At 58.9% G+C, this 19,697-nt stretch carries 22 protein-coding genes; 9 read left to right on the top strand and 13 right to left on the bottom strand.

Features of this window, described 5'->3' with window-relative positions:
* Positions 1–3 precede the first annotated feature (3 nt).
* The 7 genes from AKV04_RS12510 to hemJ form a co-directional block, all read right to left on the bottom strand.
* Entirely contained in the window at positions 4–909 is a 906-nt protein-coding gene (locus AKV04_RS12510; RefSeq protein ID WP_054006740.1) for a ParB/RepB/Spo0J family partition protein, read from the bottom strand.
* Complete coding sequence (locus AKV04_RS12515) at positions 909–1,736, bottom strand: ParA family protein (RefSeq protein WP_054006741.1); 828 nt, start codon at positions 1,734–1,736, stop codon at positions 909–911. The genes AKV04_RS12510 and AKV04_RS12515 overlap by 1 nt, the downstream gene beginning before the upstream one ends.
* Positions 1,729–2,355: a 16S rRNA (guanine(527)-N(7))-methyltransferase RsmG gene (rsmG, locus tag AKV04_RS12520; protein WP_054006742.1), complete on the bottom strand. Its 627-nt coding sequence runs from the start codon at positions 2,353–2,355 to the stop codon at positions 1,729–1,731. Before rsmG ends, AKV04_RS12515 begins: the two co-directional genes overlap by 8 nt.
* A complete protein-coding gene (gene mnmG / locus AKV04_RS12525) occupies positions 2,352–4,217 on the bottom strand; it encodes a tRNA uridine-5-carboxymethylaminomethyl(34) synthesis enzyme MnmG (RefSeq protein WP_054006847.1) in 1,866 nt (621 codons plus the stop codon). The genes rsmG and mnmG overlap by 4 nt, the downstream gene beginning before the upstream one ends.
* 11 nt (positions 4,218–4,228) lie before the next feature.
* The gene (gene mnmE, locus AKV04_RS12530; protein WP_054006743.1) at positions 4,229–5,524 is read right to left on the bottom strand and encodes a tRNA uridine-5-carboxymethylaminomethyl(34) synthesis GTPase MnmE; all 1,296 of its coding nucleotides are present in this window, start codon (positions 5,522–5,524) and stop codon (positions 4,229–4,231) included.
* 27 nt (positions 5,525–5,551) lie between these two features.
* Positions 5,552–6,823, bottom strand: coding sequence for a transcription termination factor Rho (gene rho, locus AKV04_RS12535; RefSeq protein ID WP_054006744.1), 1,272 nt, complete (start codon positions 6,821–6,823; stop codon positions 5,552–5,554).
* A gap of 140 nt (positions 6,824–6,963) precedes the next feature.
* Entirely contained in the window at positions 6,964–7,413 is a 450-nt protein-coding gene (gene hemJ, locus AKV04_RS12540; protein ID WP_054006745.1) for a protoporphyrinogen oxidase HemJ, read from the bottom strand.
* Between the two features lie 401 nt (positions 7,414–7,814).
* Between hemJ and AKV04_RS12545 the strand changes: the two genes are divergently transcribed.
* The 5 genes from AKV04_RS12545 (at position 7,815) to AKV04_RS12565 (ending at position 11,596) form a co-directional block, all read left to right on the top strand.
* Positions 7,815–8,411, top strand: a complete 597-nt coding sequence (locus AKV04_RS12545) for a Maf family protein (protein WP_054006746.1) — start codon at positions 7,815–7,817, stop codon at positions 8,409–8,411.
* The gene (locus tag AKV04_RS12550) at positions 8,408–9,247 is read left to right on the top strand and encodes a shikimate dehydrogenase (protein WP_054006747.1); all 840 of its coding nucleotides are present in this window, start codon (positions 8,408–8,410) and stop codon (positions 9,245–9,247) included. The genes AKV04_RS12545 and AKV04_RS12550 overlap by 4 nt, the downstream gene beginning before the upstream one ends.
* A complete protein-coding gene (coaE, locus tag AKV04_RS12555; RefSeq protein ID WP_054006748.1) occupies positions 9,244–9,831 on the top strand; it encodes a dephospho-CoA kinase in 588 nt (195 codons plus the stop codon). Before AKV04_RS12550 ends, coaE begins: the two co-directional genes overlap by 4 nt.
* Entirely contained in the window at positions 9,824–10,519 is a 696-nt protein-coding gene (gene dnaQ, locus AKV04_RS12560) for a DNA polymerase III subunit epsilon (protein ID WP_054006749.1), read from the top strand. Before coaE ends, dnaQ begins: the two co-directional genes overlap by 8 nt.
* 63 nt (positions 10,520–10,582) lie before the next feature.
* Positions 10,583–11,596, top strand: coding sequence for an NAD-dependent epimerase/dehydratase family protein (locus AKV04_RS12565; RefSeq protein ID WP_054006750.1), 1,014 nt, complete (start codon positions 10,583–10,585; stop codon positions 11,594–11,596).
* 53 nt (positions 11,597–11,649) lie between these two features.
* Here AKV04_RS12565 and secB read toward each other — a convergent pair whose 3' ends face one another.
* Both secB and AKV04_RS12575 read right to left on the bottom strand, forming a co-directional pair.
* Entirely contained in the window at positions 11,650–12,126 is a 477-nt protein-coding gene (secB, locus tag AKV04_RS12570; RefSeq protein WP_054006751.1) for a protein-export chaperone SecB, read from the bottom strand.
* Between the two features lie 54 nt (positions 12,127–12,180).
* Complete coding sequence (locus tag AKV04_RS12575) at positions 12,181–12,642, bottom strand: FxsA family protein (RefSeq protein ID WP_162232874.1); 462 nt, start codon at positions 12,640–12,642, stop codon at positions 12,181–12,183.
* Positions 12,643–12,757: 115 nt separating this feature from the next.
* Between AKV04_RS12575 and AKV04_RS12580 the strand changes: the two genes are divergently transcribed.
* From AKV04_RS12580 to AKV04_RS12590, 3 genes are read left to right on the top strand one after another with little or no spacing between them, the layout of a single operon-like run.
* The gene (locus AKV04_RS12580; protein ID WP_054006753.1) at positions 12,758–13,417 is read left to right on the top strand and encodes a Tim44/TimA family putative adaptor protein; all 660 of its coding nucleotides are present in this window, start codon (positions 12,758–12,760) and stop codon (positions 13,415–13,417) included.
* Between the two features lie 5 nt (positions 13,418–13,422).
* The gene (gene mltA, locus AKV04_RS12585; RefSeq protein WP_054006754.1) at positions 13,423–14,442 is read left to right on the top strand and encodes a murein transglycosylase A; all 1,020 of its coding nucleotides are present in this window, start codon (positions 13,423–13,425) and stop codon (positions 14,440–14,442) included.
* A gap of 3 nt (positions 14,443–14,445) precedes the next feature.
* Positions 14,446–15,033: a Smr/MutS family protein gene (locus AKV04_RS12590; protein ID WP_054006755.1), complete on the top strand. Its 588-nt coding sequence runs from the start codon at positions 14,446–14,448 to the stop codon at positions 15,031–15,033.
* 81 nt (positions 15,034–15,114) lie between these two features.
* Here AKV04_RS12590 and AKV04_RS12595 read toward each other — a convergent pair whose 3' ends face one another.
* From AKV04_RS12595 to hslV, 3 genes are all read right to left on the bottom strand, one after another.
* The gene (locus AKV04_RS12595; protein ID WP_054006756.1) at positions 15,115–16,221 is read right to left on the bottom strand and encodes an alpha/beta hydrolase; all 1,107 of its coding nucleotides are present in this window, start codon (positions 16,219–16,221) and stop codon (positions 15,115–15,117) included.
* A gap of 272 nt (positions 16,222–16,493) precedes the next feature.
* Positions 16,494–17,789: an ATP-dependent protease ATPase subunit HslU gene (gene hslU / locus AKV04_RS12600; protein ID WP_054006757.1), complete on the bottom strand. Its 1,296-nt coding sequence runs from the start codon at positions 17,787–17,789 to the stop codon at positions 16,494–16,496.
* A complete protein-coding gene (gene hslV / locus AKV04_RS12605; protein WP_054006758.1) occupies positions 17,786–18,343 on the bottom strand; it encodes an ATP-dependent protease subunit HslV in 558 nt (185 codons plus the stop codon). The genes hslU and hslV overlap by 4 nt, the downstream gene beginning before the upstream one ends.
* A gap of 108 nt (positions 18,344–18,451) precedes the next feature.
* Between hslV and AKV04_RS12610 the strand changes: the two genes are divergently transcribed.
* Complete coding sequence (locus AKV04_RS12610; protein ID WP_156317514.1) at positions 18,452–19,297, top strand: hypothetical protein; 846 nt, start codon at positions 18,452–18,454, stop codon at positions 19,295–19,297.
* Positions 19,298–19,342: 45 nt separating this feature from the next.
* Here the strand turns inward: AKV04_RS12610 and trxA are convergent, their stop codons facing one another.
* Entirely contained in the window at positions 19,343–19,669 is a 327-nt protein-coding gene (gene trxA, locus AKV04_RS12615; protein ID WP_054006760.1) for a thioredoxin, read from the bottom strand.
* Positions 19,670–19,697: the final 28 nt, after the last annotated feature.

Below are 19,697 nucleotides of genomic sequence, written 5' to 3' on the forward strand. Positions count from 1 at the left end.
GGCCTAAAACTCCGCGTCGCGCGGGATCACCGACAGCACCCGGCACAGCAAATCAAGCTGATCGAGCGAGCGGTAGCTGATCGTCAGCTTGCCGCCCTCGCCGCCCGGAAGATGGTCGATTTGCACCGACATATGCAGATTGGCCGAAAGATCGGATTCCAACGCGCGCGTATCCGCATCTTTCTCACTGCGCTGCCGTAGGGAGCGCCTCTTGGCGGGGTCGATGGCAGACTTTCGCACCAGTTCCTCAGTATCGCGCACCGAAAGACCGCGTCCAACCACTTGCAGCGCCAGCTCCGTTGCATTGCCAGTGGTGATCAGCGCCCGGGCATGTCCGGCAGACAAAGTGCCGGATTTGACCATTTGTTGTACGTCTTCCGGCAGTGCCAGCAAGCGCAGCAAATTGGCGATATGACTGCGGCTGCGCGACAAGGCTTCGGCAATCTTTTCTTGGGTATGGCCGAACCTATCCATCAACTGGCGATAGGCCAGCGCTTCTTCGATAGAGTTTAGCTCGGCGCGCTGGATGTTTTCAATAATCGCGATCTCAAGCACTTCCGAATCACTGAACTCGCGGACAATCACCGGCAGTTCATGAAGTTGCGCAATCTGCGCCGCCCGCCAACGCCGTTCGCCTGCGACGATTTCGTAAAGATCCTGACCGGGCTTTTTGCGCACGATGAGGGGCTGAATGACACCCTTCTGACGCAGAGAATCCGCGAGATCCTTCAACGCTTCCGGCTGGAAATCGCGCCGCGGCTGATCGGGGTTCGGCACAATCTTTTCGACAGGCAGCATCAATTCGGAGCGCCGGGTCTCGGATGCAGCTGACGGTGCCTCAAGATTCACATCTGCCATCAGCGCCGAAAGTCCGCGGCCAAGGCCGCGTCGATCAAACTTCTTTTCCATCAGACGGTCTCCTCTTTGAAACGATTGCGCACCGGATGCCGCAGCAAAATCTCGGTCGACAGAGCTCGGTAGGCTTCTGAGCCTTTCGACGCGCTGTCATAGCTTAGAACAGGCTGCGCATAAGACGGCGCTTCGCTGAGCCGCACATTGCGCGGAATCATGGTTTTGAACACCAAATCCCCCAAGGTCGTACGCGCATCATGTTCGACCTGCTGCGAAAGTCGGTTGCGGCCATCCACCATCGTCAGCACCACGCCTTCAATGCGAAGCCCCGGATTGGCGCTGCGCCGCACTTCGCGAATGGTCAACATCAGTTGCGACAAGCCCTCCAGCGCGAAAAACTCGGCCTGTAGCGGCACCAGCACGGCATGACTTGCCACCATCGCATTGATCGTCAGCAAACTCAGCGACGGCGGGCAGTCAATCAAAATAAAGTCAAGATCCAGCATTTCAACCCGCGGTTCGCGCAGTGAATCATGCAGCAAAAAGCTGCGCTTCTCATTAGAGACCAGTTGAATATCGGCGGAAGACAGATCAGCGCTGGAGGGGCAAAGCAACAAGCCCGCGAAGTCGGTGCCAACCACCGTCTCAACCAGCGGGGTCTCCTCCAACAGCAAATCATAGGTGGTCTTTTTGCGATCTGTCGGTGCGAAGCCCAGGCCGGTCGAGGCATTGCCCTGTGGATCCAGATCCACCAACAGCACCCGCGCGCCCTGCTCGACCAAAGCAGCCGCAAGGTTGATCGCGGTGGTTGTCTTGCCCACCCCGCCTTTTTGGTTGGCAATCGACAGAATATGCGGCCCATCCGCGCCAATAAGGTCATGCACGCTGAATGCCCCTCACTGCCAGAACAAGCGATTCAGGGTCGGTATGGCTTTGCATCGCATCACAGTTGAACCGCCACAGCTTCTGCGCATCCTCGATTTCGCGCGCCGCAGCGGCGCCCTTCGGAAAAATCGCCACGCCTTGCGGCTTCAAATGCCGATATGCGTAGCCACACAGAGTAGATAATGGCGCCAATGCCCGCGCAGTAAGGACATCAACATTCTGTGGCTCAAGATCTTCAATACGCTGGGTTTTAACACTGACAGCGATATCCAAGAGACGTGAGGCTTCGGACAGAAACACCGATTTCCGACGATCTGCTTCCACCAGAATCATCCGCGTCTCAGGCTGCAATTCCTTCGCAAGAATGGCCAGCACGATGCCCGGAAACCCGCCGCCGCTGCCCAAATCGCACCAGAGGCCGACTTCAGCGGGTACTTGTCGAATAAGCTGTGCAGAATCAATGACATGCCTGTCCCAAATTTCAGAAATTCCCGATTTGGAGATGAGATTTATGGCTGGATTCCATTTTTCGACCAACGCGCAATAGGCAAAAAGCCTCTCCAGTGTTTCACGTGAAACATTCAACCAAGCAGGGACCTCAACCTCGTCACGGTTCATTGCGAGGCGACCTCTCGACGGGCCTTACGGATATGCGCCAAGATCAGCGTCAGCGCAGCCGGCGTCATTCCCTCAATCCGCGCCGCTTGCGCCAAATTGGCCGGTCGCACATGCGACAGCTTTGCGCCCAACTCTGTCGAGAGCCCCGGCAGGCCGGTAAACACAAAGCCGCCTGGAATTTCCGCGGATTCTTCGCGCTTCAAAGCCGCAATCTCATACCTTTGTCGCTCAACATACTGAGCATAAAGCGCATCCGTCGCCGTCTGTTGCTGAATCTCCGGGGTAAACTCGGCAAACTCGGGCACCAATACGGCAATTTGCGCGACCGTCACATCCGACAGTGCCATCAGCGCCTGCGCAGTGCGTCGTGTGCCGTCCTGACTAAGCGAAATCCCAACCCTGTTCAGTTCGGTCGGTGAGAACGCTCTTTGTTGCAACACATCCGCCGCCGCCGCGAGACTGTCACGCTTGCGTAAAAATGCCGCTTTGCGATCATCCCGAACACAGCCTAAAGCAAGCCCTATCGGTGTCAGCCGCTGGTCCGCATTGTCCGCCCGCAACGTCAAACGATACTCTGCCCGCGAGGTAAACATACGGTAAGGCTCCGTCACGCCCCGCGTGGTCAAATCATCAACCATAACCCCGATATAGCTTTCAGCCCGGCCGAAATGCACCGGATCTTTTGCTTGCGCCAAAGCCGCCGCGTTCAAGCCAGCCAACAAGCCCTGCGCCGCCGCCTCCTCATATCCAGTGGTCCCATTGATTTGACCGGCCAGAAACAACCCCGGCAGTGCTTTCAGCTGCAGCGACAAGTCAAGCGCACGGGGATCAAAGTAATCATATTCAATGGCATAGCCCGGCTGGATGATCCGCACATTCTCAAGCCCAAGGATAGAGCGGACATAGGCCTCTTGCACCTCTTGTGGCAAAGAGGTCGAAATTCCGTTCGGGTAGACAGTGCTATCGTCCAGTCCCTCAGGTTCCAAAAACACCTGATGTGAGGTTTTGTCGGCGAATCGCACGATCTTATCCTCGATAGACGGACAATAGCGCGGCCCAATCCCTTCGATATGGCCGCCATACATCGCGGATCGACTGAGATTCTGACGCACAATCGTATGGGTTTTCTCATTGGTATGGGTGATGCCACAGGCAATCTGCCGCACCTGCGGCAGTTTGTTCAGGAAAGAAAACACCACCGGGTCTTCGTCGCCGGGCTGGATTTCCAACACATCCCAGTTGATCGTGCCGCCATCCAGACGCGGCGGCGTGCCGGTTTTCAAGCGCCCGCGCGCCAGCCCCAACGCTGCCAATTGTTCGGCCAACAACACAGAGGGCCGATCACCGACCCGGCCACCAGGCCGCCGCTGATCGCCAACATGAATCACCCCATTCAGGAATGTACCAACGGTCAACACCACGGCATCAGCCGATAAATCAACCAAATCCGCCAAGGTAACTCCGGTCACTCTGCCATTTTGCTGTTTCAGCGCAATGACTTCACCTTCCAGGATCGTCAGATTTTCCTCAGCGCTCAACAAATCCAGAACAGCGGCCCGATACAGCTTTCTGTCGGCCTGCGCCCGTGGACCCTGCACCGCCGGACCTTTTCGTCGGTTCAGCATCCGATATTGAATCGCCGCACGATCAGCCGCCAGAGCCATAATACCATCCATCGCGTCGATCTCACGCACCAGATGGCCCTTGCCCAAGCCTCCGATAGCCGGATTGCACGACATCACCCCAATGCCATCACGGCGCAACGAAATCAGCGCCGTCCGAGCGCCCATCCGTGCCGAAGCCGCCGCAGCTTCCGCGCCGGCATGGCCGCCGCCAATGACAATCACCTCAAAATGTTTCACGTGAAACAACCTCATTTCCCGATGCAGAAGCTGGAGAATATCTCATCGAGCAGATTCTCAACATCGATTCTTCCCACCATGATTTCCAAAGCCCGCATCGACGCGCGCAAATCCGCCGCAACCAGCTCTGGCAAACTCTGTGCTTGCCCCATTCTGCCCCGTGCCGATTCCAACCCAGACACCGCAACCTGCATCGCGATACGCTGCCGCTCGCGGATCAGCAACCCCGCCGATGCCGCACGCCCCGACAACCGTGCCGCTATCTCAGCTATAAGCCAGTCAATGCCGGCCCCCGTCTTGCCGGAAACCGCCCCTGAAGACGCCAATGCCGCGCCATTGCGAACATCCGCTTTCCCCAACACCACAAGATCATCGACCTCCGGCAACAACATCAGCACCTCATCAGGGTCGGCTTGCAAGAAAATCCGCAAATCAGCCTGACGTGCGCGCTCCAACGCCCGCTCCACGCCAATCCGCTCAACCACATCCACCGAATCACGCAGACCCGCAGTATCCAGCAATGTCACCGACAGCCCGGCAATATCCATCCGAACCTCAATCACATCCCGGGTTGTGCCAGCAACTTCCGAGGTAATCGCCGCCTCCCGCCCCGCCAACGCATTAAGCAACGTCGACTTACCGGCATTGGGCGCCCCGACAATCGCCACTTCAAAGCCGTGCCTGATCCGCTCCGCAGCTCGCGCGCCATCCAACTCGCGGCGCAACTGGACCAACAGACCATCAATCAGCGTCTGAACCTCGGGGGTCACATCCAGCGGCACATCCTCATCAGCAAAATCAATCGTCGCCTCGATCAAAGCCGCCGCCCGTACAAGATCCAGCCGCCAAGTCTCCACCCGTCGCCCCAAAGCCCCGGACAACACCCGCAACGCCTGCTTGCGCTGCGCTTCGGTCTCCGCATCAATCAGATCGGCAAGCCCCTCAACCTGCGTCAGATCAAGCCGGCCATTCTCCAGTGCCCGGCGAGTAAACTCCCCCGCCTCAGCCATCCGCAAGCCCGTTATCGCCGCCAGCGCCTGCAACACCCGCGCCACCACAGCGGTACTGCCATGCAACTGCAACTCGGCGCTGGCTTCACCCGTAAAACTCGCCCCCGCCGCAAACAGCAGTACCAAGGCTTCGTCCAATACCTCGCCCTGCCAGATCAACCGCCGCAATCCTGCTTGCCGAACAGAAGGCAAATCACACAGCCCAGCCACCGCGTCATGCGCCAAGGGCCCGGAGATCCGGATCACCGCAACGCCCCCCTTACCCCGCGCAGAGGCGAGGGCGAAAATTGTGTCCATAGCCAAGCCTTTGATTAGAGACGCAATTTATGCGTTCATCGACTCGAAGAACTCACCGTTGCTCTTGGTTTGCTTCAGCTTCGAGATCAGGAATTCTATGGCATCCGTCGTGCCCATCGGGTTCAGAATCCGCCGCAGCACATAGGTCTTCTGCAGATCGGTCTTCTCGACCAGCAGATCTTCCTTCCGCGTGCCAGATTTCAGAATATCAATAGCTGGGAACACCCGCTTGTCGGCGACCTTGCGGTCCAACACGATCTCGCTGTTGCCGGTGCCCTTGAATTCCTCAAAGATCACCTCGTCCATCCGGCTGCCGGTATCAATCAACGCGGTGGCAATGATGGTCAGTGAACCGCCTTCTTCAATATTCCGCGCAGCGCCAAAGAACCGCTTCGGCCGCTGCAAGGCATTGGCATCCACACCACCGGTCAAAACCTTACCCGAGGACGGCACCACGGTGTTGAACGCGCGGCCGAGACGGGTAATCGAATCAAGCAAAATCACCACATCGCGCTTATGCTCGACCAGCCGTTTGGCCTTCTCGATCACCATCTCCGCCACCGCGACATGCCGCGTCGCCGGCTCGTCGAAGGTCGAAGACACCACCTCGCCCTTCACCGAACGCTGCATATCGGTGACTTCCTCCGGCCGCTCATCAATCAGCAACACGATCAGATAACATTCCGGATGATTGGTGGCGATCGAATGGGCAATATTCTGCAACAACACCGTCTTACCCGTCCGCGGTGGTGCCACGATCAGCGCACGCTGGCCTTTACCAATCGGACAAACCAGATCTATAATCCGCGCCGAACGATCTTTGATCGTCGGATCTTCAACTTCCATCTTCAACCGCTCATCCGGGTAAAGCGGCGTCAGGTTGTCGAAGTGAACCTTGTGACGCGCCTTTTCAGGATCGTCAAAATTGATCCGGGTGACCTTGGTCAGACAAAAATATTTCTCATTTTCCTTCGGTGCCGCCATGGTACCTTCAATCGTATCGCCCGTCCGCAGGCTGAACTGCCGTAGAATATCCGGCGAGACATAAATATCATCCGGGCCCGGCAGATAATTCGCAGATGGCGAGCGCAGAAAGCCAAAGCCATCCTGCAACACTTCCAGCACACCATCACCGCCGATTTCCCAACCTTCTTCGGCATGTTCTTTCAGGATCGAGAACATCATCTCGCCCTTACGCATGGAGGGCGCGTTCTCAATCTCCCATTCCTCCGCCATCGCCAGCAGCTCAGCCGGGGTCTTGGCTTTCAGATCAGCAAGATTCAAATGCTCAACGGTCATGTGGAATTCACCTTAGGCGCGCGGCCCCAAGCTTGGGCCAGCAGCAGCAATGTCAATGGAAAGCGGAAGGACCGAATGGCCGCGCTGCGGACCACCTAAGACCAGCCTGCGCCCAAGTCAAGGATTTCAGATTGGGGATTTCAGAACTTCACGATCACCGAGATCACGATAATCATCATAAGCAGCGTCGGCACCTCATTCATCATGCGGTACTGTCGGCCGGTGACGCTGTTACGCCCCGCGACAAAATCCTTCCGCCGCCGCCCCAGCCAGTGGTGAAATAGCGTCATGGCAATCACGCAAAACGCCTTAGTCCAAGGCCAAGCTGCGGTCCAATCCACAATCCCAGGCGTGAACACCAGTGCCAAACCAAACGCCCATGTCGCCACAGATGCCGGATTGATGATCGCCTTCAGCAACCGTCGCTCCATCAGCTGAAACATCACGTCTGTGGCAGATCCGGGTTCTACCTGCTCCACATGATATACAAACAGCCTTGGCAGGTAGAACAGGCCCGCCATCCAAGCGATCACCGAAATCACATGCAATGCCTTGATCCAAGGATAATACGTCGCCAGAAAGTCGCCCACAGGTTCACCTCACTTCTTAGCTTCTTCTTAAAGAATAGATTCTAGAAAGAAAGATGTTGTTGTAGGGGCCGTGGATAACGGAATTTCTCGGGTTCTCCCGCCTTATATCCCCAAGGTCCGGGCTGTGCGTAACTATAGAACGATTTTCGTGATTCACATTTATACGTTGTAAATCAATATTATACACGAAAATCACGCGGCACATCTTGCTCCACAGCCTCTGGATATATCTCTCGCGCACAGTCCAGTCTTTACGCCATCCCCATGTGGGCAAACCCGCCGAGCCTCGCCTCTGCGCTTGACAAAACCCTCCCCATCCCGCCTTTTCGACGCTAAATCGGGTTTACCCCCAAATCCACCTGCCGGAACAAACCCAGCTTATCCACAAGGCCGCCCCCATCATGCGCCCGCTGCTTTTAGCCTCTGCATCGCCGATCCGCTTGCAGCTTTTGCGCAACGCCGGGCTTGAGGTTACAGCGCAGCCTGCCCGCATCGACGAAGACGCCATCCGCCAAGCGCTTCAGGTCGATGCCGCCCCGCCCCGCGAGATTGCCGATGCGCTTGCCGAAATGAAAGCCCGCAAACTGGCCGAGAAAAACCCCGACGCGCTTGTGCTGGGCTGCGATCAGATACTCGCTTTCAAGGGTCGGGTTTTTGGCAAGCCCGAAACCCAGAATGAGGCCCACGCTCAACTGACCGAATTCCGCGGTCAAACCCACCAGTTGATCTCGGCCTTGGTGCTTTATGACGGTGGCAAGCCGATTTGGCGGCATATGTCAGAGGCGAAACTGACGATGCGGCTCCTCTCCGAGGGCTATCTTGACGATTACATCAGCCGCAACTGGCACTCCTTGCGCGAATCCGTTGGTGGCTACAAACTCGAAGAAGAAGGCATACGGCTGTTTTCCACTATCGAGGGCGATTACTTCACCATTCTCGGCCTGCCCCTTCTTCCCTTGATCGGCTATTTAGGCACCAGAGGCTTCATCGCAGCATGACAGATTTGCCCCGAATCCCACTTGCCGGCGTCATCGGCCACCCGATTGCGCACAGCCGTTCGCCTGCGCTGCACGGCTTCTGGCTGAAGCGGTATGGCATTAAAGGCCACTATATCCCGATGGATGTGGCACCGCAGGATCTTCGGCAAGCGCTTGAAATCCTACCGAAACTTGGCTTCGTGGGTGTTAATGTGACCATCCCCCATAAGGAAGCGATCCTGAAAATCGCCGATGTTGTGACGGACCGTGCCGCGCTTATCGGCGCCGCCAACACGCTGATTTTTCGCAAAGATGGCCGGATTCACGCCGATAACACCGATGGCGCTGGTTTTATCGCTAACCTACGGCAAAACGCGCCGCATTGGAATCCCACTGCTGGTCCCGCCGCTGTCTTTGGTGCCGGGGGCGCCGCCCGTGCAATAGTCGCCGCCTTGATCGAGGTCGGGGCGCCAGAGATTCGCATCGCCAACCGCACCCAGCCTCGGGCTCAGGCCCTCCGCGCAGATTTTGGCGCAAAGCTGCAGATTTACGATTGGGTGCAGGCCGCAAATATGCTGGAGGGTGCCGCCACCGTCATCAATACGACCTCGCTCGGCATGTCTGGCAAATCGGATTTCCGGGTGCCGCTGGATGGACTCGAACGCGACGCGCTTGTCACTGACTTAGTGTATAACCCATTGAAAACACACTTCCTTATCGAAGCTGAAGCCAGAGGCTGCACCGTGGTCGATGGCCTCGGCATGTTGCTTCACCAAGCCGCCCCCGGCTTTGAACGCTGGTTCGACCAACGGCCAGAAGTGGACGAAGCCACCCGCCAAGCCGTGCTATCGGCATGACCTTTCGCCTCGGCCTCACCGGCTCCATCGGCATGGGCAAATCCACCACCGCTGCCATGTTCGCCGCCGCGGGGCTGCCGATCTGGGACGCTGACAGCGCCGTTCACCAACTCTACGCCCGCGACGGTCTTGCGGTCAGCCCAATCAGCGAAATCTGCCCCGAAGCCACCATGGATGGGAATGTTTCACGTGAAACATTGAAACGCGCGATTGCAGCCGATCCTGGCCTGCTCGCCAAACTCGAAGCCATCACCCACCCGCTCGTCGCCGCCGACCGCGCCGCTTTCCTCGCGCAGACCACCGCCGACATTGCCGTCCTCGACACCCCGCTGCTGTTCGAGACATCCAGCCAACCCGAATTCCACGCCACTCTCCTCGTCACCGCCCCCGCCGATCTGCAACGGCAACGCGTTTTGCAACGCCCCGGCATGACCGAACAGCACTTCCAAACCCTGCTCAGCCGCCAAATGCCCGACGCCCAAAAACGCTCCCTCGCCACCCATATCGTTGAAACGCTGGACCTTTCCGCCACTGAAGCCTATGTCAAATCCCTGATCGCCCATATCCGAGCCCGCCATGCGTGAGATCGTCCTCGACACCGAAACCACTGGCTTTGAACCCTCCGAAGGCGATCGAATCGTCGAAATCGGCGCGGTCGAACTGTTCAACCACCTACCCACAGGCAAAACCTACCACCAATATATCAACCCCGAACGCCTGATGCCGAAAGCCGCTTTTGACGTCCACGGCCTCGGCGATGAGTTCCTGCGCGACAAACCCGTCTTCAAAGCCATCGCCCAAGCCTTCCTCGAGTTCATTGGCGAGGCCCAACTGATCATCCACAATGCTAGTTTTGACATGAAATTCCTCAACGCCGAATTAACATCCGTCAAACTGCCGACTCTGCCGATGACCCGCGCCACCGACACGCTGATGATGGCCCGCCGCAAGTTTCCCGGTTCCCCCGCCACCCTAGACGCGCTCTGCCGCCGCTTTGGCGTCGATAATTCTGCCCGCGAAAAGCACGGCGCTCTGCTCGATTCCGAAATCCTGGCCGAGGTCTATCTCGAACTTGTCGGCGGTAGGCAACCGGATTTTGGGCTCAATCCTGCGACGCAAACCGCCTCTGGCCCCGCGAAAACCCTCTCAGATTGGCGTCCACGCCCGCGCCCAAACCCGCTACCGCCCCGTCTGACCGAGGCAGAATCCGCCGCACACACCGCCTTCGTCGAAAAAATGGGCGTGGTGGCCATCTGGAAAAAGCGGCTCTAATATCGCTTAAAACCTCAAATTAGCGTAAATTAACCTATACCGCCCATCCCCAAAAAGGCCCCCATGAAAACCATCTTTGTCACCGGTTCCGCAGGCTTCATCGGCTTTCACCTTTGCAAACTCCTCTTGGCCGAGGGCTTTCGCGTCGCAGGCTACGATGGCATGACCGATTACTACGATGTGACGCTGAAACAGCGCCGCCTCGCCATGCTGCTGCAAAACCCCAACTTCACCAACACCGAGGCTTTGCTGGAAGACCAAACTACCCTCGAATCCGCGATGCGTGCCGCCAATCCGCAAGTGATCATCCACCTCGCCGCCCAAGCCGGTGTCCGCTACAGCCTTGAAAACCCACGCGCTTATCTGAATGCCAACCTTGTCGGTGGCTTCAACGTGCTTGATCTCGCCCGCGAACTCAACGTCGAGCACCTCCTGATGGCCTCGACCTCCTCGGTCTACGGTGCCAACACTGAAATGCCGTTCCTTGAGACCCATAAAACCGAAACCCAACTCACCTTCTACGCCGCCACCAAAAAGGCCAATGAGGCGATGGCGCATTCCTACGCCCATATCTACGGCCTGCCCGTCACCATGTTCCGCTTTTTCACTGTCTACGGCCCTTGGGGCCGCCCCGACATGGCGCCCTATAAGTTCACCAAAGGCATCCTCGAAGGCACCCCAATCGACATCTACAACAACGGCGAGATGTGGCGCGACTTCACCTATGTCGACGACCTCGTGCGCGGCATCCGCCTGCTGATCGACGCCGTGCCGCAACGTCCAGCCACCCCAGAAGACATACTCCCCGGAGACAGCCTTTCTCCCGCCGCCCCCTACCGAGTCGTCAACATCGGCAACTCCGACAAGGTCAAACTGTTGGATTTCATCGAAGCCATCGAAGACTCCACCGGCTGCAAAGCCATCCGCAACTACATGCCGATGCAAACCGGCGATGTCGTCGCCACTTGGGCCGATGCCAACCTGTTGAAAACCCTCACAAACTACCAACCGCAAACCAATGTCCGTGACGGCATGGCAAATTTCGTGCGCTGGTATCGCGACTATTATCAGATCTGAAACGCAAAAGGCCGACCCCGCAAGGTCGGCCCTTCAAATTCAACGCTCTAAACTCAGTTCGCCACCGGCGCAGGCTGCGCCCGCCGCGCAATTTCCTGCCGATACAAAGCCAAGAAATCCACCGTGTCGATGTTCAGCGGCGGGAAGCCGCCATCGCGCGTCACATCCGAGATAATCCGCCGCACAAACGGGAACAGCAGCCGCGGGCATTCGATCATCAGAAACGGATGCAGCTGCTCCTCCGGTACGCCCTCAACATGGAAGATCCCGCCGTAATCGACCTCCAGCAGAAACAGCGTATCGCCGTTCACCTTGTTCTTCGAGGTCACCTTGAACTTCGTCACAATATCAAACTGATGATCCTGCGCGCGCTTGCGCGCGTCCAAACTGACCTGCACCTGAATATCCGGCTGCACTTCATTGGCCGTCAGCCCCTTCTGTGCCACCATGTTTTCAAACGACATATCCCGCACAAACTGCGCCAGAACCGACATCTTGATCTGCGGCGCGCCGCCATTTTCCTCGGCCATAAGCCCCACTCCCTGAAAAATCCTGCATACCCCTAGCAGGTCATCTCAAAGGCCTCAATCCTCACGCCACTTCGAAGGCCGCGTCACCCCACCAATCTTATCGCGTTCGGGCACAACTTCCTCATATTCCGCATCCACCCAGTCGGCCTCGCCGCGACGCCGCGCAAAGCCATGCACCTGCACACGGGCAGCCAGCATGGCAATCAACGCCGTCCGCACAAACGGAACCAGCAACACCAAGCCGAGAAAATCGGTGAAAAACCCCGGCAGGATCAGCAACATCCCGCTCAGCATGATCAACGCACTATGCGCCATCGGCTGCAACGCAGCGATACCGCCGCCGCCACGCACCTCGCGCAAAGCCCCCATGCCAAGCCCGCGGATCAACCCGACCCCCAGCATCGCACTCAACACCACCCAGGCCAGCGTCGCCCACAGCCCCAACCAGCCGCCAACAACCACAAACAGCCCAATTTCCAGCAAAGGCCATGCCAAAATCAGCGCAAAAACCCACATCTCAGCACCCTCCGTGCAATCTAGCGGCCAAACCATAGACTTGGCGGCCCCCAGCCCCTACATAAGGGTCCAACGCCCGGATCACCAACCCCTCGGGCCCCGTTTTGAGGCGCTTATGAATTCCTCCTTGATTCAACTGCTCGTTCTGGCCGGAATCGCCGTGTTCCTGATCCTGAAACTGCGTTCCGTGTTAGGCAGCCGCGAGGGCTTCGAGAAGCCCGCCGTGCCGCAAGACCCCGCACGCCCGCAGCCGAAACTGGTGCCGCCCGTCGGCGCAGACGGCGTCGATCTCGACATCACCGATCACGCCCCGGCAGGCAGCCCCGCAGCCCTTGCCCTCGCCGCGATGAAACAAGCCGAACCCGGCTTTTCCGTCGGCGAATTCCTGCACGGCGCGCGCGGCGCGTATGAGATGATTCTGATGGCCTTTGAGCGCGGCGATATCGACCCGGTCCGCCCCTTCCTCGCCGACGAAGTTGAAGCCTCTTTCACCCAAGCCATCAACGCCCGCGAACGTGAGGGCCAGACGGTAGAGGCCAACTTCCTCGGCCTGCGCGAAATGACTCTGTCGGATGCCGAATACGATCCCACCACCCGCACCGCCGAAATCACCCTGCGCTACACCGGAGAGCTGACCTCGCTCGTCCGCAACAAAGCCGGCGAGATCATCGAAGGTTCCGCCACCGAGGTCAAACGCCAACGCGACGGCTGGACCTTCGCCCGCCGCATGGGCGTGCAAGACCCGAACTGGCAACTCGTCGGCACCAGCGACTAAGGCGGATGCGTGTTGTTCTCGCCTGCCTTCTGGCCCTGCAAATGACAGCCACGCCCGCCCCGGCGCAGATGCTGGATTTTGAGGCGCTGGAAGGTTGGCCTGAGGACAACCACCTTGCCGCCCTCACTGCCTTCCGCGAGACCTGCGATACACTCGACGCCCCCGATTGGCAGCCGATCTGCAAACTCGCCGCCGATGCCGGGGCGACAGATGCCTCCGCCAAAGCCTTCTTCGAGTTGATGTTCAAACCGGTGCTGATTGGCCAACCCCCCGCCCTGTTCACCGGATATTATGAACCCGAACTGAACGGCTCCTACACCCGCACCCCCCGCTTCGCCTACCCGATCTACGCCCGCCCACCCGAGCTGCAAGATGGCCAAGTCTACTACGACCGCGCCACCATCGAAGGCGGGGCACTGCGGGGCCGGGGCTTGGAAATCGCTTGGCTCGAAGACCCGGTAGAGGTTTTCTTTCTGCAAATCCAAGGCTCTGGCCGGATCAAAATGACCAACGGCCATGTCATCCGCGTCGGCTACGCTGGCCGCAACGGCCACGCCTATCGCTCGGTTGGCAAAGAAATGATCGCGCGCGGCATGCGCACCCCCGATCAAGTCTCCGCCCAAGACATCAAACTGTACGTCCGCTCCAACCCCACGGCAGGCAACGCCCTGCTCGCCGTTAACCCCTCCTACATCTTCTTCCGCAAAATCGCCGACCTGCCGTCTGACAAAGGCCCAATCGGTGCCATGGGCCGCAGCATCACCCCAATGCGCTCCGTCGCCATCGACCCCGCCTTCACCCCGCTCGGTGTCCCAGTCTGGATCGAGAAATCCGGCGACAACCCGATTCACAGCCTGATGGTCGCCCAAGACACCGGCGGCGCGATCAAAGGCCCCCAGCGCGCCGATATCTTCTTCGGCACGGGTGACGGCGCAGGCGATGCCGCTGGCACGATCAAAGACGGCGGCCGCATGATCCTGCTGCTGCCCATCGACCGCGCCTATGCCATGCTGCCGGAAGGCTGATCCATGCGTCGCCGCACTTTGCGCCCTGAAGAAGAAGAAATCTGGCAAACTGTCGCCCGCACCGCCAAGCCGATGCACCCGATGGGCCACGTTTTCCCAAAGCTGATCGAGCCAAAACCACAACCGACCCAAACCGCAGTTCCGGCAACGCCACGTCTGCCGCACTTCCGTTTGGGCGAAAAATCCCGCAGCAAACCCGGTCACGACATTCTGCCCACCCTGTCAGAATCCCTTTCCGCTGCTCCGCTGCAAATGGACGCCAAGACCCATGGCAAAATGACCCGTGGCAAACTCGCGCCCGAGGCCCGCATCGACCTGCATGGCATGACACTTTCTGAAGCCCACCCCGAACTGATCCGCTTTATCCTCAACGCTCAAAGTGCCGGAATGCGGCTGGTTCTGGTGATCACCGGAAAAGGCAAACGCGGCCATGACGTGGGCCCCATCCCGCAACGCATGGGCGCTCTTCGCCATCAAGTTCCACACTGGCTGCGCCTACCGCCTCTCGGCCCCGCAGTGCTGCAAATCTCGGAAGCCCACCTAAAACACGGCGGCTCCGGTGCATATTACATCTACCTGCGCAGGCGCTAGAACCTTAAGAAACCCTTAACGCCTCAAACTAAACGATTGATTTAACGTTATTTATGCAAAGGTCCCAAGGCGGGACCACTCCTACCGCGTGAAATCCGAAGCCACCGTCGCCACGGGCCGCAGCACGATCTGAGTCGCATTCTGCACCGTCAAAACCACCCCCGGCAGCAACCCGATCCGCGCCTGCCGATCCGCCTCGAAAGCATTGGAAACGTCGCTCAGTCGATCCAAAATCGCGATCAAAGCCGCCGAATCCCCCATCACGAAATGCCCGGCCCCCTTCGAGAATGCGCCGACATCCATGAACGTTACCTTCAAATCTGCCACCCGCGACACATCCTTTAGCGACCCCAACCGCTCATCCTGCCCAGTCAACAGCGCCGACAACCGCAGGTATTTATCGCGATCCGAGCCAAAAATCACAAACGGCTGCGGCAGCGCCCCCATCGAATGTGCGCTTCTTTTGAACACATCCACATCAATATCCGGCGAAATAAAGATCACCCCACCGATCAGCCCGAGCGTCTTCTTATCCCCCCGGATCGCCGTCTGCCGCAGCGCCTCCATCGTCAACCCGGCGCCCATCGAATGTGCCACGATCAAAATCCGCTTCGCGCCCGCCGCCGCAACCTCATGCATCAAAGATTCCAAGCCATCCCGCGCAAACAGCGCAGAATCGCGGTCATAGGCATAACCCAGCGGCTCCGCAGCCGAGGGCCAAGCATAATGCACCACCGCGCCGGGCAGCTTCAGATCATGTGCAAACTGAGCGACGCGGTAGACCCCCTCCGAGAAATTGTTGTTATAGCCGTGCACGAAAATCACTGCTTCGCCGCCATTCGCGGCCAGTTGAGTTTTCAAATCTTTGCGGAACGGCACGTCGTCTTGATAGACGATCTCATCGGTGGTCAGGAAATGTTTTAAAGGGTTGGCCTTGCCGTGACGGGGCGGCCAGTTGATCTCACCCAGCTTGCGGTCGGGCGGCACGGAAACGTCGTAGCGGGCGAAGTTGATCTGTTCTGATCGGTAAGTTCCGAACGAACCGTCTTGCTCTTGCTTGCGGGTAGTGCCGATGAAGATCTTCTGGACCTGCCCCACCGAGGCCGCCTGCGGGTCAAGTGTGACATGCCCGCGTGGCGCGCAGGCCAGCAGGAAGCTTAGGGAAAGGATCAACAGAAATCGGGTCATTGGCGGGCCTTTTTTGGCCAAAGTCTGGGGTTTCAAGGGGCGGGTCAAGTGACGTTATATTGCAGGCGCAGAAATGCCGCTGTCCACGCGTGGCGTGGGCGTAGATCGCATGCTTTTCAAGGGATTAGGCTTTTGCATTCAGGGTTTGTTAACACCACGGCATGTGAGTGTTTAGGCCAAGATGAAGCCGGGACAAGTATGAAAAAAGGGTTAAGGACATATCCCTAACCCTTTGAAATCATATAAATCGCAGCCCTGTCCACGCGTGGCGCCTACAAAACATAGCGCGAAATATCCGCCGACCGCGCCAGCGCGCCCAGATTTTTCTCGACGAAAGCGGCGTCCACCACGACCTCTTCCCCCGAGCGGTCCGGGGCGGTGAAAGACAGCTCCTCAAACACCCGCTCCATCACCGTATAAAGCCGGCGCGCCCCGATGTTCGCGATGGATTTGTTGACCTCTGCCGCGATCCGCGCCAGCGCCGCGATCCCGTCCGCCGTGAAGGAAACCGCGACATCCTCGGTCCCCATCAGCGCCGCATATTGTCGGGTCAGCGCATTGTCCGTTTCGGTCAGGATGCGGACAAAGTCTCCCTCCGTCAGCGGTGCCAGCTCCACCCGGATCGGCAAGCGACCCTGAAGTTCCGGCAGCAAATCCGAAGGCTTCGCGACATGAAACGCTCCGGACGCGATGAACAGGATATGATCGGTTTTAACCGGGCCATATTTGGTGGAAACCGTCGTTCCCTCAATCAGCGGCAACAAATCCCGCTGCACCCCTTCCCGCGACACATCGGCTCCCCGCGCATCCGCCCGCGCGCAGATTTTGTCGATCTCATCCAGAAACACGATGCCATTGTCCTGCACCGCCGCCAGTGCCACCGTCTTGACCGCCTCATCATCCAGCAGCTTGTCGGCCTCTTGCCCGATCAGCAAATCATAACTGTCGGCCACGGTGACCTTCTTGCGCGTGGTCCGCCCGCCGAACGCTTTGAACAAATCCTGCAGGCCTTGCATCTGCATTTCCATGCTCTGCCCGCCCATCATCGGCATCGCGGGGGCGGCGTCGGCGATTTCCAACTCGATCACCGTCGCATCCAATTCCCCGCGCCGCAGCTTGCCGCGAAACATCTCGCGGGTCTGCTCGCGCGCGTCTTTGCCCGCCAAAGCCTCAACCACCCGCTCCTCTGCGGCTTGCTTCGCCTTCGCCGCCACGTCTTCCCGCATCCGCGCGCGGGTGTCGATCATCGCGGCATCGACCAGATCGCGGATGATGCTATCGACATCGCGACCGACATAGCCGACCTCGGTAAACTTGGTGGCCTCGACCTTCAGGAACGGCGCTTTCGCCAGTTTTGCCAGGCGGCGGGCGATCTCGGTTTTGCCCACCCCGGTTGGCCCGATCATCAGGATATTCTTCGGGTAAACCTCATCCCGAATATCGTCCGGCAGGTTGCGACAGCGCCAACGGTTGCGCAGGGCCACAGCAACGGCGCGTTTGGCGTCGCGTTGGCCGATGATGTGGCGGTCGAGTTCAGAGACGATCTCACGCGGGGTCAGGTTGGTCATTTGGAAATCCGTTCCACGGTCAGGTTGCCGTTGGTGAACACGCAAATCTCGGCAGCAATCGCCATGGCGCGGCGGGCGACGTCTTCGGCGGGCAGATCGGTGGTCATCAGGCCCCGTGCTGCGGCGAGGGCGAAGTTGCCGCCCGATCCAATGGCGGCCACATCATGTTCGGGTTCCAGTACATCTCCGGCACCCGTGATCACGTAAAGATTGCGGCCATCGGTGACAATCAGCATGGCTTCCAGATTGCGCAGGTATTTGTCCATCCGCCAATCTTTCGCCAGATCGACGCAGGCGCGGGCGAGTTGACCAGGGGCAGCTTCCAGCTTTTTCTCTAGCCGTTCCAATAAGGTGAAGGCGTCAGCGGTCGATCCCGCAAAACCTGCAACCACATCGTGGCCACCCGGCGAGAGGCGGCGGACCTTGCGGGCAGTGCCTTTGATCACGGTATTGCCTAAGGAAACTTGGCCATCGCCGGCCACCACAACCTCGCCACCGCGACGCACGGCCAGAATGGTGGTGCCATGCCAACCGGGGAATTTGTCTTCGGACATTTTGCGCTCCATCTGCTGGGCTTTATATGGAAGGCGGCTGCGCCGGGCGCAAGCGGGCGGCTGGTGAGGCGGAGGGAAAACGCATAGTTTGCTGCCATGGAACGGATTTTGAATTTCTATCTGGACGGTGACAAGCGCGCCCGCGCCGAGGCGGGGATCGGGATTTTTGGTGCTGTGGTGGGAGTGGTGCGGGCGGCGGGCTGGCAGGTTCGATACGCTGGGCACGCGGCGGAGGTTGCGGGTGAGGGCTATCACCTTGTTTACAATCGCGCGGTGGCGGGGTCGTTTTGTTTTAGCCTAAGACGCTGTTACCTTGAGAAATTCTACCGCATTGAGGCGACGAATGATCGCTGGGATTGGGCGGTGGCGGGGCTGCCGTTTCAGGGTGGAGAGCGGCAGGCGTGGTTTCAGCGCTATTGGCGCGCGCGGCTGTTTGGCGGGCTGACCGCCGCGCGGGGGGGCTATATTTTCATGCCGTTACAGGGGAAATTGTTGCAACGGCGGCATTTTCAGACCGCGTCTCCGGTTGAGATGATCCAGGCGACTTTGGCGGCGGACCCAGAGCGGCGGATCGTGGCGACACTGCATCCGCGCGAGGTTTATTCTGAGGCGGAGCTGGATGCGCTGCGGGGGATTGAGCGGTTTGAGCTGGTTCAGGGCTCGCTGCCGGTGCTGGCGGGCTGCGATTATGTGGTGACGGAGAATTCGTCGATGGCGCTGACCGGGTTCTTTGCCGACAAGCCAGCGGTGCTGTTTGCGCGGATTGATTTTCACCATATCGCGGCATCGGTGGGGCGGTTGGGGGTGGCGGGGGCGTTTGAGGCGGTGCATCGACCACAGCCCTATGCGTCCTATCTGCATTGGTTTTTCAAGCGGCAGGCGCTGGCATCGTCGGGCGATGGCCATGAGGCGCAGATTGCGGATCGCTTGCGGGCGCACGGTTGGCCGCTGTGAAAAAAGGCCCCCCGAGGGGAGCCTTTGATCCGATTTTCGCGGGGTTCAGAGCGCGGTGGCGATCCAGTTGGCGAGGGCCGCTTTCGGGGCTGCCCCGACTTTGTTCGACACAACTTCGCCGTTTTTAAACAGGAACAGCGAGGGGATGCCGCGCACGCCGAGGGCGGCGGGGCTGTCGGGGTTTTCATCGACATTGATCTTCACGATCTTCACCTTGCCCGCGTATTCGGCGGCGAGTTCTTCCAGGGCTGGGCCGATTTGACGGCAGGGGCCGCACCATTCGGCCCAGAAATCCACGACGACCGGGATCGCGGATTTACGAACTTCGGCGTCGAAAGTGGCGTCGGTTACAGCGACGGTATTGGCACCCATGATGGGAACTCCTGAGGGGGAAATGTCA

The sequence above is a fragment of the Cypionkella psychrotolerans genome, assembly GCF_001294535.1.
Taxonomy (GTDB): Bacteria; Pseudomonadota; Alphaproteobacteria; order Rhodobacterales; family Rhodobacteraceae; genus Cypionkella; species Cypionkella psychrotolerans.